Annotated in this window: 11 protein-coding genes; 7 read left to right on the forward strand and 4 right to left on the reverse strand. The window is 62.9% G+C overall.

The genetic code is table 11. The features are described 5' to 3' along the window. Positions 1 to 122 precede the first annotated feature (122 nt). On the reverse strand, positions 123 to 2,771 hold the full coding sequence (locus tag U1707_RS00400; protein WP_332798193.1) for a M1 family metallopeptidase: 2,649 nt from the start codon (positions 2,769 to 2,771) through the stop codon (positions 123 to 125). A 335-nt stretch (positions 2,772 to 3,106) separates the two neighbouring features. Here U1707_RS00400 and U1707_RS00405 point away from each other — a divergent pair, with 335 nt between their 5' ends. Together U1707_RS00405 and U1707_RS00410 are read left to right on the forward strand one after the other, a co-directional pair. Then, on the forward strand, positions 3,107 to 3,841 hold the full coding sequence (locus U1707_RS00405; protein ID WP_332798194.1) for a transglutaminase family protein: 735 nt from the start codon (positions 3,107 to 3,109) through the stop codon (positions 3,839 to 3,841). A 195-nt stretch (positions 3,842 to 4,036) separates the two neighbouring features. Continuing rightward, positions 4,037 to 5,518, forward strand: coding sequence for a deoxyribodipyrimidine photo-lyase (locus tag U1707_RS00410; RefSeq protein WP_332798195.1), 1,482 nt, complete (start codon positions 4,037 to 4,039; stop codon positions 5,516 to 5,518). A 132-nt stretch (positions 5,519 to 5,650) separates the two neighbouring features. Here the strand turns inward: U1707_RS00410 and U1707_RS18995 are convergent, their stop codons facing one another. From U1707_RS18995 to U1707_RS00425, 3 genes are read right to left on the reverse strand one after another with little or no spacing between them, the layout of a single operon-like run. Then, the gene (locus U1707_RS18995) at positions 5,651 to 6,190 is read right to left on the reverse strand and encodes a barstar family protein (protein ID WP_443025624.1); all 540 of its coding nucleotides are present in this window, start codon (positions 6,188 to 6,190) and stop codon (positions 5,651 to 5,653) included. Next, entirely contained in the window at positions 6,084 to 6,374 is a 291-nt protein-coding gene (locus U1707_RS00420) for a DUF1488 family protein (protein WP_332798197.1), read from the reverse strand. The genes U1707_RS18995 and U1707_RS00420 overlap by 107 nt, the downstream gene beginning before the upstream one ends. Positions 6,375 to 6,377: 3 nt before the next feature. Then, positions 6,378 to 6,662 carry a hypothetical protein gene (locus tag U1707_RS00425; protein WP_332798198.1) on the reverse strand — a complete coding sequence of 95 codons (285 nt, stop codon included), beginning with the start codon at positions 6,660 to 6,662 and terminating at the stop codon, positions 6,378 to 6,380. 205 nt (positions 6,663 to 6,867) lie between these two features. Between U1707_RS00425 and U1707_RS00430 the strand changes: the two genes are divergently transcribed. The 5 genes from U1707_RS00430 to U1707_RS00450 all read left to right on the forward strand — a co-directional run bounded on the left by U1707_RS00430 (position 6,868) and on the right by U1707_RS00450 (position 14,121). Beyond that, positions 6,868 to 7,668 carry a class I SAM-dependent methyltransferase gene (locus U1707_RS00430; RefSeq protein WP_332798199.1) on the forward strand — a complete coding sequence of 267 codons (801 nt, stop codon included), beginning with the start codon at positions 6,868 to 6,870 and terminating at the stop codon, positions 7,666 to 7,668. Between the two features lie 152 nt (positions 7,669 to 7,820). Next, positions 7,821 to 9,107: a glycoside hydrolase family 130 protein gene (locus tag U1707_RS00435; protein ID WP_332798200.1), complete on the forward strand. Its 1,287-nt coding sequence runs from the start codon at positions 7,821 to 7,823 to the stop codon at positions 9,105 to 9,107. 134 nt (positions 9,108 to 9,241) lie between these two features. Further along, the gene (locus tag U1707_RS00440) at positions 9,242 to 9,499 is read left to right on the forward strand and encodes a hypothetical protein (protein ID WP_332798201.1); all 258 of its coding nucleotides are present in this window, start codon (positions 9,242 to 9,244) and stop codon (positions 9,497 to 9,499) included. Between the two features lie 236 nt (positions 9,500 to 9,735). Then, entirely contained in the window at positions 9,736 to 10,593 is an 858-nt protein-coding gene (locus U1707_RS00445; RefSeq protein ID WP_332798202.1) for a serine hydrolase, read from the forward strand. A gap of 501 nt (positions 10,594 to 11,094) precedes the next feature. Then, entirely contained in the window at positions 11,095 to 14,121 is a 3,027-nt protein-coding gene (locus U1707_RS00450) for a TonB-dependent receptor domain-containing protein (protein WP_443025625.1), read from the forward strand. Positions 14,122 to 14,231 lie beyond the last annotated feature (110 nt).

Consider the following 14,231-nt stretch of genomic DNA (forward strand, 5'->3'; position numbering starts at 1 on the left):
GCGGGGGCCCAGCCTCGCCCTCGCCAAACCACCTCGTGAGGGGGAGGGAGCAAGGCATTCTCCGCACCAATTCGCCGTCGCTGCTCTAAAGGTCGCGACAACTCCCTCACCGCTTCTGCCGGTTAGCCGCCGTTGGTAATGGCCGCCGCGATCTCGGCCGCTTTCGCGTCTCGCAGTGCGCCACAGAGTCGTATCCCCTCAAGCGCACGCTGATAGGCGAGCAGGCCGACATTGGACTTGCGCACCGTAGGCCCGACTTTCGCATCGATCATGGCGGCGCGATCGACGCCGCACTGCGAGGCGAACGCCGATGGCAGCCGGCTAGTGATGAAGATGCCGTTGGCGCCCGCAACCAGCCGGTCATAGTTCGCCAGCACCCAATCGGTGCCGAAATCGCGGGTCTCGACCGTGCGGACGATACCGAAGATCAACTGCAATCGATCGAAGCCGCGCAGGCGCTTGTCGTCGAGTGACAGCAGATACCGGGCGACATCGGCGCGGCCGCTCGACGCCGCTGCCGCCAAGGCGCTCGATCGGAGCGTCGGATCCTCGCTGGACAGCCCGCGCTCGACCAGCATCTTGGCGACCGGCAAGCCGCCGTCCGCCGCAAGCACTGTCAAGCCGTCGGAGAGGAAGCCTGGATCGAGCGCGGCGGCGTCGCCTCCGAGGAAGCGGCTGGCCGCGTCCTTCAGCTTGGCGCGAACGGCCGGGTCGCGCGCGTCATCGGCGACCAGCCCGACGAGCCGGTGGCGCAAATTCTGGTGTCCGGGATCGTCGCTCGCATGCGCGCCGGCGGCCGGGTCGAAGCCGAGCTTGGTCAATTGCGGCGTGTAGATGGAAGCCATGAGCGACCGATATGCCGGCAACGACGCCGGCGCGATCAGACCGCGCGAGCGCCAGCCCGAAATCCGGTCGCCCGGATCGACGCTGGCGGCCGCATCCGGATTGGCGGCCATCGCCCGCGCCTCGGCGATCAGCCATTTCGCAGGCGCCTTGCCGGCCCGGAACGACGCCCACAGGCTGTCCGTGGTCGCGACGGCCTCGCCGGGCGACAACGTGGCGGACGACGCGATCAGCGCCTGCCAGTCCGCGGGCGCCAGATCGAACCGGTAATAGCCGGTGCCGCCGACATTGGGCATCAGCACGCGCCCGGCGGTAATGCTCAGCGTCGCGGTCTTCGCGTCCATCAAGGTGCATTGTTTGCCGGCGTCGATGCGCACGCAGAAGGGAATCGTCCACTGGAGCGGTGCCAGCTTCGAACCCACGAACGCGTAGCGCGACTGAACAGCCGTCAGCTTGCCACCGTCGCGGCGCACGTCGATCACCGGGACGCCTTGCTGGTCGACGAAGCTCGTCAGCGCCGCGAGCACCTTGGGATCATGCGCGGCATCGGCGATCGACTGGAAGAACTGCTCCGACGAGGCGTTGCCGTAAGCATGGCGCTTCAAATGGAGGCGCACGCCGGCCTTGAACTTGTCGTCGCCCAGATACGCGGCGATCATCGCAACCACCTGGCCACCCTTGCCGTAGGTGATGTTGTCGAACGCGGCGTCGATCTGAGAGTTGTCGGTGATCGCCTGATGGATCGGACGCCCAACCTCGAGCGCGTCGGTGTTCATCGCGCCGAAGCCTTCGGCAATGGCGCCGACGCCGATGCCCAGTTCGGGCCGCCACTCGTTGCCGATACGGTAGCCCATCCAGTTCGCGAAACTCTCGTTAAGCCAGATGTCGCTCCACCAGGCAGGGGAGACGAGATCGCCGAACCACTGGTGGGCCAGCTCGTGGCTGACGATCATGCCGAATGACTGTTTGTCGCTCGTCGTGGCGTTGTGGTCGAGGAAGATGATCCCGTCGCCATATGTATCCGCGCCGGCATTCTCCATCGCACCGGGCATGATCGGCGAGCCGATCTGGTCCAGCTTGGGGAACGGGAACGGCTCCCCGAAATAGCGCTCGAGCAGGCCGACGATGCGCGGGGTCTCCGCCATCACGTACCCCATCTTGTCCTTTTGTGCCTGAGTCGCGACCGCTCCGAACGGCATCGGCTTTGCGCGCTCCGGCGTCGGTGCGATCGTCCCCGTCAGTCTGACGAAAGGCCCCGTATCCACCGCGACAAGGTACGTCGGCAGCGGCTTGGTGGGCGCGAAGCGGTGCGTCTCCAGTCCGGCCGCGGTTTTGGTCGTGCCAATTTCGGGGCTGTTGCTCACGACCGTCATGCCCGGATGGGTCGTGACGCTGACCGTGAACGGTTGCTTGAATCCCGGCTCGTCGAAGGACGGGAACGCCGCCCGCGCGTCGATGCTCTCGAACTGGGTCCAACTGTACCAGCGCTCGCCGACCTTGACGTGGTAGAGACCGGACGCGTCGTCGCCGAACTTGCCGCGATAGTCGAACACCAGCGTGGCGGCACCCGCCGGGACGGCGCTGGCGAAATCGAGCCGCGCGGTACCCATCGCGTCCACCTGCGTGAAAGTCGCCGGGACGATGGTGCTGCCGATGCGGGCGAAGACCTTGCCGACGACGAGATCGCGACCGTGCATATACAGCTTGGTCGTGCTGCCTTTCAGTACGACGTCGATTTCGTCATGCCCGCTGAAGCCATCGCTTTCGGGAAGGATGGTCAGGTCGAGGCGATAGGCCTTCGGCACCGCTGCATCGGAAAGCCGTCCCTTCGGCGCGTTCGCATCCGGTACGACGCTCTGGGGCGGCGATTGGGCGAACGCTGTCGTCGATAGCAGCGCTGCGACCGTCAGCATGATTCCGTTGCGCATCGCTCGTTCCCTTGTGGTCATTCTTCGCACGCTAAGTCGTCGCGATCGTTACAGCAAGCTGGCGCGCCGGATGTACTTCCCAATCCGCATCTCCGACTGTTCGACCATCCGAACCTGTTTCAAGGCCGGGATACGCTTCGGATCTAGGCCGAACTTGCGGTGGCGCCCCAGCGATGCTGGGGCGGCGGTCGAAGACGGCAACGGACGCAATTTCACGGCGGGGCGGCCACCTGTTCCCATGATTGCCTTCGCTCCCCATCTGAGATGCTACGCACGAAAACCTCAACCGCCTCGGACTGATCGACGAAGAGGATATCATCCTCGACGAAGCCGCATTGGCGTTGGCCCACCTCGACCACCCCAGCACCGATCTCGCGACCTACCGCAACCTGCTCGACGCGATCGAGATGCGGCTGGACGTGGTCGGCCAGGACGCGGAGACGTCGACCGAGCGCGCCGATGCCTTGGCGGCGGTCCTCGCCGGCGAATTCGGGTTAGCGGGCGACGCCGAGACTTACGACGATCCCGCCAACGCCGACCTCATCAGCGTTCTCGCGCGTCGCCGCGGGCTGCCGGTCAGCTTAGCCATTCTCTGGGTCGCGATGGCGCGGCGGCTCGGCTGGAGCGCCAACGTGCTCGACGTACCCGGTCACGTCCTCGTCATGGTCGGCGCAGAGGCCGCGCCGGTGATCGTCGATCCGTTCGCGGGGGGCGTCCGGGTCGGCGTCGAGCGGCTGGCCGCGCTGGTCGAAGCGGCCACCGGTCCCGGCCGGGCGGTGACCCACGTCGCGGCAATGCCAAACCGCGCCGTTCTCGTCCGCCTCCTTCAGAACCAGGCGTCGCGCGCCGAGCAGGCGGGCAGGGGACGCCGCGCGCTTGAGCTTTACGTCCGCATGACGACGATGGCGCCGGCCTATCCGCACGCATGGTGGGAGCGCGCCCGGCTCGAACTCGTCGACCATGAGATCGCCGCGGCTAGGGGCAGTTTAGGCGCGATGCTGGAGATCACGCGCGACCCGGTGCTGCGCAGCCGCGTTACGGAAACGCTCGACGCGCTGCCGGCATCCTGACGTTGCTCGTGATCGAAATACAGACAAGAGACAAAGCCGGTGACGCTGCGCGGGGCATCAGGGGGCTTTCGGAGGTGACGGCATCGATGGAAGCTTTGGGACGAAGGTCTGCACGATCAGAGGGATATTGCCTCAACCGACATGGCGACATCGGGTATGGTAGCGTCAGTAAATGCAGCGGTGCGATCTGAACCTATGACCGATCCATTCATCCTACCAGACGGCCTTTCCGACTGGCAGCAGGCGCCGCGCATGCGCCCGTTGAACGACCGGATGCCAGTTGCGGAAGGCCGCTATGTCCTGTGCTGGCTTCAGCAGGCACTGCGCGCGTACGACAACCCGGTCATCGATGCAGCCGTCCGTTTCGGCAACGCACTGCGGCTGCCGGTGTTGGTCTACCACGGCGTTCGCGAGGACTATCCGTATGCGTCGGACCGACTGCACCACTTCATCATCGGTGCGAGCATCGATCTCGCCGACGGGTGCCGCGAGCGCGGGCTGGCCTGTGTTCGGCACATCGACCGGGCCGTCCGGCGCGAGAAAGGTCTGGTCTACCGCTTGGGCGCTGATGCTGCGGCAGTCGTGCTGGAGGACCAGCCGACCTTCGTTGCGCGGTGGCAGTCCGAGCGCTTGGCCGCGCGTGTCGACGTGCCCGTCTTCGCGGTGAATGCCGCCTGCCTGGTGCCACCCTCGATCATCGGTGCCGACGTACGCGGGCGGACGGCGTTCCTGCGCAGCCACGAGCCGGCGCGCGCCGGCTGGGCGGATTGGGACGAAGACGTCGCGGAGATCGAGCCCTACGCCAGTGAGCTGCCGTTCACGCCCGACACGCTCGACGAAGACGATCTGGACATCCTGATCGCCGGCCTCAACATCGACCATTCTCTGCCGGTAAGCTCGCTGCATCCGGCGGGCCGGAGGGCGGCGAAAGAGCGGCTCGCCCGTCTGGTCGCGGAAGTGCTGCCTGGCTACGCGTCCATCCGGAACGACGCGACGCGTGCCGAGGGCGCTAGCGGCCTGTCGCCCTATCTGCACTTTGGCGTCCTTGGTCCTCGCGAAGTCATGGCTGCGGTGAACGGCGCGGCCGCTGGCGAACAGCACAAGAGGAAGTTCGCCGACGAGCTTCTCGGCTGGCGCGAATGGTTCCATTATCAGGCGCGGCATCTGGACGTGCCCGAGCGGTACGACCGGATTGCGAGCTGGGCGCGGCAGACGCTGGCCGATCATGCCGGCGATCCCCGTCCCGATCACGAGACGCTGGCCGCCATGCTGAGGGGCGAGACGCGGGACGAGACGTGGAATGCCTGTCAGCGCCAATTCCTGGCTGAGGGTTGGATGCACAACAACCTGCGTATGTATTGGGGAAAGCGGATCATCGCGATGACGCCCAGTCCCGAGGCGGCATGGGCGACCGCCTGTTACCTCAACGATCGGCTCAGCCTCGACGGTCGCGACCCCAGCACCTACGGCAACATCGCCGCGATGTTCGCCGGCTCGCCCGCCGATCGCGAGCGTCCTGTCTATGGGCGCGTGGCTACGCGTGGCGACGGCTCTAGGCGGCGCACGGAGGGCGGCGACGTGTGGCTTGCGACTGCCGCAGTGCGGGCAGGCCCGCTAGTATCTGTTCCAGAATCGGTGCCAGTCGACCCATATCTGACTGGCGAGACTACTATATAAGCGTGTCGGCTGTTTGACTAAGCAAACCAACGCGCATCCTGACAAATCGCGTGTTGTTGGTAGTTGTTGGTTTCCCGCATTTGGACGGGAAGCAGTCTTCGGTTCGAATGAATCGAACAGCAATGAATGTCGTTATGCAACAACGAGTTCTATGTTTGGATGACTAGCGATAATCTCGAGGATTATCTCGAAATAAGTCTGGCCCGTGCCTTCTTTCAGCGCGGCTAGCAGGCGGGTAATCCGCTTGAGGTCATACCGGTCAGGTAGTTCCAGCTTTGTCTTCAGGAACTGATACGTTGCGGCAAATCCGAGGCTTGCACGAGCAAGGTCGATATCCTGCCAGACAAGCCTGACGGGTTCGCGCCCACGGATGGCACCGTAACCGCCGCGTAGCATGTCATCCAGCGCATCGAGGCTTTCGCCAAGCTCCCAGTCCTCTGTTGCCATGAAGACCCGATTGATCTCGGCGTAAAACGATGGGATGTCGCGTATGTGTTCGCCGACGATCGTAAGTGTGGCGGTCAGTGTCGTTCTCCCATCGCGCGCAGCGTTGGGCGTCTGAGGCTCACGTCGCAACGTCGGCTGCCGAGAGCAGGATAGGGGGCTCTCCGCCCAGCCGACTGACGAACTCCCGCCGCGCGATGCGGTGGATGTCGGATTCGAATTCCGCATAGGTCTCGATCGCGGTCTCGCGGTCAATTCCCTCTACATCCTGGTCGGTAAGTTCGACCAAGGCCTCGCTGGTGATCAGGAACTCGACGACGCCGAGGTCGGTGTGCCCGAGGAACAGGATGCCATTCCGCTCCGCGAGCCACTCATACTCGCCGAGGTCGAAGCGAACGCTCGCGGGCTCCATGCCTCAGCCCTCGTCGTTCGCGCTGGGCAGCCGCTCGGCCAGCGCGGCTATACCGTCGCCGCTAAGGGACGCATGCGATGCGCCATCGATCTGCAACGGGCGTTCCGGGGTTAGCACGGCAGCGTTGCGATGCTCCGTATCGAGGGCCTTCCAGTCACGGACTGCGCGCTCCAGGCTGGTGACCTCGGTTAAATCCTCGTCCCCGCGCGGGACGTTCTCCAACGCGGCGCTCATCCGCCAGTCGATGTCCGGCGTCTTTGCGTCGTCGCCCCAAGTCGCTTCCGTCATGCTGGTACCTCATCATGGCCGGCGACGCCGGCTTCCTGGCTACAGCGCTCACCTTCGACGGCTGGTTCCGCCACGGGTGGCATCGTTCCTTTCACGACCGATGCTCGAGGCGCTTGATCGCATCGTCGGACACTTTCAGTTGAGATTGTACGCGCGGCTTGCGCGGTGCATGGTGGACGAAAGATGCCACAGGGAGAGTGACGACATGAACCGACTGCTCACGGCCTTGACCTGCCTCGCGACATTCGGGGCCACGGGGGTGGTCGCACAGTCGTTCGCTCCCTCGAAGGACATCGCTGCCGTCCTCTCGTCGCCGACGCGGACGCCTGCGAACCGGGCGCGCGATCGCTATCGCCACCCCGCGGAGACGCTGGCCTATTTCGGCGTAAAGCCGACGCAGACGGTGATCGAGTTCCTGCCCGCCGGCGGCTGGTATGCCGAGATCCTCGCGCCGCTGGTAAAGGGCCGTGGGCGATATGTCGCACTGGTGCCGACGACGCAGGCGGAGCGCACCCGCAAGGCATTCGCCGAGAAGGCCGCGGCGTACGGCACGACGCAGGTCGCGACGATCGACTTCAAGACCGGAGCATCGACCGTCCCGGCCGGCAGCGCGGACGTGCTGCTTACGTTCCGCAACGTCCACAATTTGCTGATGCAGGACGATCCTGCCGTGGCAGGCCGCGTGTTCAAGGCATTCTACGCGGCGCTCAAGCCGGGCGGCGTGTTAGGCGTGGTCGATCATCGTCTGCCGGAGGATATGGACACGACGCGCGAGAAGACGAGCGGTTATATCAAGCGATCGACGGTAGTCCGGCTGGCGCAGGGGGCGGGTTTAACGCTGGCCGGGGAATCCAGGGTCAACGCCAATCCCAAGGATACTCATGATCATCCGGAGGGCGTCTGGACGCTGCCGCCAACGTATCGATTGAAGGACGTCGATCGCGCGAAATACGCCGCGATCGGCGAGAGCGATCGGTTCACGATACGGTTCGTAAAGCCGCGTTGACCGAGCCGAAGGGAAGGCCCGCGATGGCGGCGCAGAATATGTGATCGATAGGCAGGTGGCGGCAATGGTTGTCGGGATCGTGCGCCGCTCGGCATAGTTATCACATGTGTCGTGAACCCCCGTTTGCGACCATATTCAAAGGGCCGATGCCGATGAAAGCTGCCGATGTCTTCACGACGCTCGACGTCGAGTTGAAGCCCGATCCTTCACGCACCGTCATCCGGCCGTTCAGCTTTGGTTATCCGCCAGCGTTCGAGGCGGATCACCCACCGCGCACCCAAGTCGTCGTGGATCGCATCCAGGCGCTGGACGATACCATGCGGGCGCGGATGCGTGACCTGCTGCTGACGCCGATGCGGGAGCGTCACCGGAACGTCGAGCAGGTCCTGCTCCGCCGTTTTCATGAAGTGCGTAAGGACATAGGCGAAGGCGACTTCAACGAAGACGAACAGCTGTTGATCGGCGCGTATTTCAGTCAGGAATATGCGTTCGAGTCAGCCGCGCTGTTCAATCCCAGCATCGTTTCGTTGACGGACGAGGCGCCGTCGGTGCCGGGCGCGGTCCGCTTCGTCATGTCACTACGGGGGATCGGCGAGGGGCATATATCGTCGATCACGTTTCGTACCGGCGAATGGGGCCCGGGCGACCGACTGGTGATCGACCCAGCCAGCGACCACGGCGTCCCGCCCCGCATCGAGCGGCAAGACGACGCGTGGGTCCGCCTGGTCTGCGACGACAGTCAGGACGTGTCCGAAACCGTCATCTTCCCGGTGCTGCCCAGTCAGCGTCAGGGGATCGAGGATTTGCGCCTCGTCAACTTCACCGATCACGACGGTGTCGGCAGCGTCATCGGCACCTACACCGCGTTCGACGGCAAGAATGCGCGGCAGGAGATGCTGCGTGGCGTCGATCTGCGCCGGGTCGAGATGCGGCCGCTTGCCGGGGCCATGACCGGGTACAAGGGGATGGCGCTGTTCCCGCGACGGATCGACAACCAGTTCGTGATGCTGGGCCGGCAGGACAGCGAGAATATCTGGCTGCTGCGATCGGACGATCTCTATACGTGGGAAACCGGAACGCCGATCATGGCGCCGAAATACCCCTGGGAGTTCGTGCAACTCGGCAATTGCGGGTCGCCGATCGAGATCGACGAGGGCTGGCTGGTGTTCACGCACGGCGTCGGCATGGTCCGGGGCTATTGCATCGGTGCATGCCTGCTCGACAAGGACGACCCGTCTAAGGTGCTCGCCCGCACACCGTCGCCGTTGCTGTTCCCGAGCGCGGAGCAACGCGGGGGCTATGTCCCGAACGTGACCTATAGCTGCGGTGGCCTGATCCGGGATCGTCGCATCTTGCTGCCATATGCGATCGGCGACGAATATTCCGCGTTTGCCGTTGGAGACGTCGATGACCTGCTGTCGGTGATGCAACCCGCCTGATATCGTACGGGCGTGGCGACTGTCTGATCCTGATCGTACTGTCTACAAGCGGGGGACTAGCAACCCGAGGTGGCGCCGGCTTGCCAAGGATCGGGGGCGAGGCCAATGTTGCGTAGATGATGGAGAAGCCGGCGATGTCCGACGAGTATGCACGCGGGCGGCGGGATGGACTGCGTCTGGCGCTGTCCATCCTTGAGGCAGAGGAGGCGAAGTGGGAGGCGCTGCTCGGTGAAAGCCCATCATGGCGGACCAACGCGACCCGCGTGGTCCGCCACAAGGCATATCAGGTAGCACGCAAGCGCGTGCAGACTGCGCTCAGCCGGCTTCTGCCCAAGTCGGAGTCCGGGTTACCGGTCGAGGTTGCCACGATGATCGACCAAGCCGGGTTATAGGCCGATAACGTTGGCGCTTTTGTCCTTCAGGCATAAGCCTGACGCCGAACCCTAAAATTGACCCGCCCGGCGTCGTTCGTCCCACGGCATGCCGTGCGGCAAGCGCGCCTGACCGGCTTCGCTACCGGCCGCACGCGATCTGCCGTTGTCCTCAGATTACCGGCGTGCAACACGAAGTGTTCAGGTTTCTCGGTTTAGCTTACAGCCAGTCGCTGACGGACATTCGAGGACGATTGATGCGCGCACCCCGGCTTTCCCGCCTGTTTCTCCTTAGTATTGCAGCAAGCTTCCTTGTCCCCGCACCGGCAGTCGCAAGCGCCCTGGAACCCGCCGGGCTCGAGCGCGTGTTGAACATGCTGGTCGCGGGACGTTCCGGTGACTATGGCATCGCTGCCCTCGACCTGCGGGATGGCTCGACCGTTTCGGTCAGGGGCGACATACCGTTTCCCATGGCGAGCACGGTCAAGCTCGCTATCGCGGCAGCGTACCTCGCCGATGTCGATCGTGGCCGGCGGACCCTGAGCGACATGATCGCTGGGCGTCCCGCGGCGAAAGCCCTGGAACTGATGCTTGTCCGCAGCGACAACCGCGCAACCGACCAGCTGCTTGCCGCTCTCGGCGGCCCCGTCGCCATCCAGGCATGGCTGCGGTCGCACAACATAACCGGCATGCGGATCGACCGGACGATCGCCCAGCTGCTTGGCGAGCCCGGCCATCTTGCCGACAGCAAGGATGTCGCTACGCCGGTCGCCATGGTCATGCTGTTGAACAAGCTCGACAACGGCTCCGTTCTGACGGCGCAGAGTCGCACCTTCCTGCTCGGAATGATGGGCCGCTGCCAGACGGGTACTCGCCGTATCCGTGCACTGCTGCCTGCGGGTACTCGGGTAGAGGACAAGACGGGTACGCTCGACGGCATAACCAATGATGTCGGGTTCATCACCATGCCGGACGGTCGCCGCGTGGCAATCGCGATATTCGCGCGAGGCGGCCGCGACCGCCAGCCCGGTATCGCGGAGGTTTCACGCGCAATCTACGACTATTTCGCGGACAGCGCCCGCAACGCACTCTCTCTGTTCATGCAGATGCGATGATCAGAGTGGGCGATTGCGCGTTCTTGTCTGGGATTAATAAATAGGTAGCGCAGAATAATGCACATACTGCCAACGTGCGGCCGTTGAACATTGTTATCCAGACAATTTTGCAGCTAGATGCTGCGTAAATAATACCTAAAATTATATATTCGATGGATAATTCTTAAAGCACCATCTGTGTTACCGAACGCATTGCGAGGCCGTCATCGTGAGGTGTTGGCATATTAGGCAATAGGTTGAAAAAGTCGCAGCGTTGCCTTCTCAAAACTGTCTCCTGATAGCTGGAAATTACCTCATAGGTCGAGGGTGCCCTGCAACTTGTCGTGTAACGTGCGTCATGTTGCACTTGGGTTACACTGCGCAATAAAGTTTCGCGGAATGTTTGGCTCGATTTACAATGTTTCCGAAGTTCGACAGTAAGGTTTGCACATGGCGCCGGGGGGCGTCGATCGATGTCGGCATAGCCGGCAACGATCATCGTGACACTGGGGGGAAATTTAAATGCGCTCGTTCAAAATGCGCTCGTTCAATCGCGCTAACGCGACACGCCTATGCGTCGGTACCGCGCCGCTTGCCCTTCTGCTCGGTTTGAGCAGCCCTGGTTTTGCACAGACCATACCAGCCGACGCTCCCAATACGTCGACCGAGCAGGTCGCGGATCAGGCGCAGGACATCGTCGTTACCGGCTCGCTGTTTCGCCGAACCAATACCGAGACGCCTTCGCCCGTCACGGTGCTGACCGCAGACAATCTGGCCAAAGCTGGTATCACGACGGCGGCCGAAGCGATCCGCTCGGTCTCTGCCGATAGCGGTGGTTCGATCGGCGTTGGGTTCCAAAGCGGCTTTTCGGCCGGCGGTGTCGCCGTGTCGCTTCGCGGCCTAGGCGTGTCCTCGACCCTGGTGCTGGTCGACGGCCTGCGCTCGGCGAACTTCCCGATCAACGATGACGGCCACAATTCCTACGTCGATCTCAACTCGATTCCGTTCAGCTTGATCGAACGTGTCGAGGTCCTGAAGGACGGCGCATCGTCGACCTATGGCGCGGACGCGATTGGCGGCGTGGTCAACCTTATTTTGAAAAAGCAGTTTACGGGTATCGCCGGCACGGTCGAAGCTGGTGCCAGCAGCCGCGGCGATGCGGCCCGCCAGCGCGCCAACCTCACGATCGGGTACGGCGATTATGCCGACAAGGGATTCAACGTCTATCTGAACGGTGAATTCCAGCAGGACGGTCGCGTCAGCAACCATAGCCGTGGCTTTCCGTACAACAACCGTGACCTGACCTCGATTGGTGGCAACGACAATAACGGTGCCGACAACTCGCTGACGACCGCAACGCCGAACGCCGTTGTCGTGCGCACGACGCAATCCGACCTTAACAACCCGCTGAGCGGCGGTACGGCACTATTTAATCAGAACTACACGACTCTTAACCTTGCAGACTGCGCAAGAGGCACGTTCACGCAGACCGGTGTCGCCAATGGCGTCGGCTGCAAGCACAATCTGGAAGATGAATATTTCCAGCTTGCCCCGTTCCAGCGTAAATATTCGGTCAACGGACGCATCAGCGTGCGCCTCGCAGACAACATCGAGGGCTATCTGACGGGTAGTTATTCGAACAGCTATGTCAGCATCAACAACGCGCCGCGGGCGTTGCGGAACACGCAGCCTTATGGCGGAGCGCCGGCGCTGGCATCGAGCAACCCCGGTATCGTCCTACCCGTGTATATCTGCACGTCGGGCATCAATTGCGCAGTCCCCGGGGCCCCCGGCCGCCAGCTCAACCCCAACAACCCCTACGCCGTTGCGAACGCCAACACTCCTGCCAACGGCGCTGCTCGGATTTACTATTCGTTCGGCGACATCGACGCTGGCAGCGATCGTACGAATGAAGTGTATCGCTTCGCGGGCGGTCTGCACGGCACGGTCGGCGACGACTGGACCTGGAAAGTCGACGGCGTTTACGCTCGTGACAATCTTGAGATCGTCCAGCGCGGGTATTTGAACATCGCCAACACGCTCAACGCGATCAACACCGGCGCCTATAATTTCGTCAATCCGTCGCAGAACTCGCAGGCGGTGCGCGACTTCGTTTCACCGGACAAGGTCACGCCGTCGCACTCCGAGATGTACTCGCTCGATGCGGCGATCACTAAGCAACTGTTCGACCTGCCTGGGGGGCCGCTGATGATCGCCATCGGCGGCCAGGTTCGGCGTGAATCGCTGGTCAACAACAACCAGAACGAGCAGCTCGACACCTACGGTCTCACAACCTCTTCGGCGTTCGGCAAGCACACGGTCTCGGCAGGTTACTTCGAGATTCAGGCGCCCGTGCTCGACATCCTCGAGATCAACGGATCGGGCCGGTACGATCATTATTCGGAAGGCTTTGGCCGGTTCTCGCCAAAGATCGGAATGAAATTCACGCCGATCCGCCAGTTCGCGATCCGCGGCACCTATTCGCAGGGCTTCCGTGCCCCCACCTTCGCCGAATCTGGCCCGCGTTCGCAATATGCCGGCTTCGTTACAACGCAGCCACCAGGTAACTTCTGCGCCGCCCATGGTGGCTCGGCCACAGCGACCAACACCTGCGTAACGGGCGGTAACCCCTACAACCTTAATTACTCGGTCGGTCGCGGTTTCGTCGGCAATCCCGACCTGAAGCCTGAAACCTCGCGCAGCTTCACCGGCGGCATAATCATCGAACCAACGTCATGGTTTAGTGCTACGGTTGACTATTACAACGTCAAGAAGTCGAACCTGATCGCCAACGGCCCGCTCGCCGGCGACGCGATCGTCGCCTACTACCGTCAGTCGAACCTGGCCGCCGCAACCGCCGCCGTAGCCGCCATCGGACCGGGCTATTCGGTCAATACCGTCGACGGAATCGATCCGGCTTTCCCGAACGCGTTGCCGCGCCTGCTGATCATCAACGCACCATTCGTCAACGTGAACTTCGACAAGACCTCCGGGCTCGATTTTGCGGCGAGCGCGCGTATCCCACTTGGCGAAGGACTTCGCTTCACCAGCCGGGTCGAGGCAACGTACATCATCCAGTATGATCGCCACACCGCGCAAGGGGTTCAGAAATATGCTGGCACGATGGGACCCTATGATCTCTCGTCTGGTAACGGCACGCCGAACTGGCGCGGCAACTGGCAAAACACGATCGAGGCGGGCAAATTCTCGCTGACAGCCACTGCGTATTATGTTGGGAAGATCAAGGCGGTCGCAACCGACCAGGGCAGCCTCGACACGTCGTGTGCCAATAGCCTTTACAAGTCGTCGCAAGCTGGCGTTCCCGTCGACCGGTTCTGCTACGTCAACAGCTTCATCAATGTCGATCTGAACGCGACCGTTGCGGTTAACGACGACTTCTCGTTCTTTGGTAATGTCGGGAATATACTGGGGGCACGCGCGCCGATCGCACCGGCATCCTATGCGAGCTCGCCAAACTATCTGACCACGTGGCATTATGCCGGTCTGATCGGCCGGACGTTCCGTGCAGGTGCGAACTTCAAGTTCTGACCTGGCGGCAAAACATACGAGGGCGGCTTTAAACGCCGTCCTCAAGTTGTTGCGAGCGACCGTCAAAATTGTTTCACCCGCGTGATGGGCGGTCGGATAGCTTTGCCGCC

The organism is Sphingomonas sandaracina (genome assembly GCF_036663695.1).
Classification (GTDB): Bacteria; Pseudomonadota; Alphaproteobacteria; order Sphingomonadales; family Sphingomonadaceae; genus Sphingomonas.

Excerpts from the sequence above, each read along its gene's own strand:
- U1707_RS00450 (WP_443025625.1), top strand. The coding sequence starts at position 11,095 with ATGCGCTCGTTCAAAATGCGCTCGTTCAATCGCGCTAACGCGACACGC.
- U1707_RS00445 (WP_332798202.1), top strand. The coding sequence starts at position 9,736 with ATGCGCGCACCCCGGCTTTCCCGCCTGTTTCTCCTTAGTATTGCAGCA.
- U1707_RS00440 (WP_332798201.1), top strand. The coding sequence starts at position 9,242 with ATGTCCGACGAGTATGCACGCGGGCGGCGGGATGGACTGCGTCTGGCG.
- U1707_RS00420 (WP_332798197.1), bottom strand. The coding sequence starts at position 6,374 with ATGGAGCCCGCGAGCGTTCGCTTCGACCTCGGCGAGTATGAGTGGCTC.
- U1707_RS00425 (WP_332798198.1), bottom strand. The coding sequence starts at position 6,662 with ATGACGGAAGCGACTTGGGGCGACGACGCAAAGACGCCGGACATCGAC.
- U1707_RS00430 (WP_332798199.1), top strand. The coding sequence starts at position 6,868 with ATGAACCGACTGCTCACGGCCTTGACCTGCCTCGCGACATTCGGGGCC.
- U1707_RS00400 (WP_332798193.1), bottom strand. The coding sequence starts at position 2,771 with ATGCGCAACGGAATCATGCTGACGGTCGCAGCGCTGCTATCGACGACA.
- U1707_RS00410 (WP_332798195.1), top strand. The coding sequence starts at position 4,037 with ATGACCGATCCATTCATCCTACCAGACGGCCTTTCCGACTGGCAGCAG.
- U1707_RS00435 (WP_332798200.1), top strand. The coding sequence starts at position 7,821 with ATGAAAGCTGCCGATGTCTTCACGACGCTCGACGTCGAGTTGAAGCCC.
- U1707_RS18995 (WP_443025624.1), bottom strand. The coding sequence starts at position 6,190 with ATGCGGAATTCGAATCCGACATCCACCGCATCGCGCGGCGGGAGTTCG.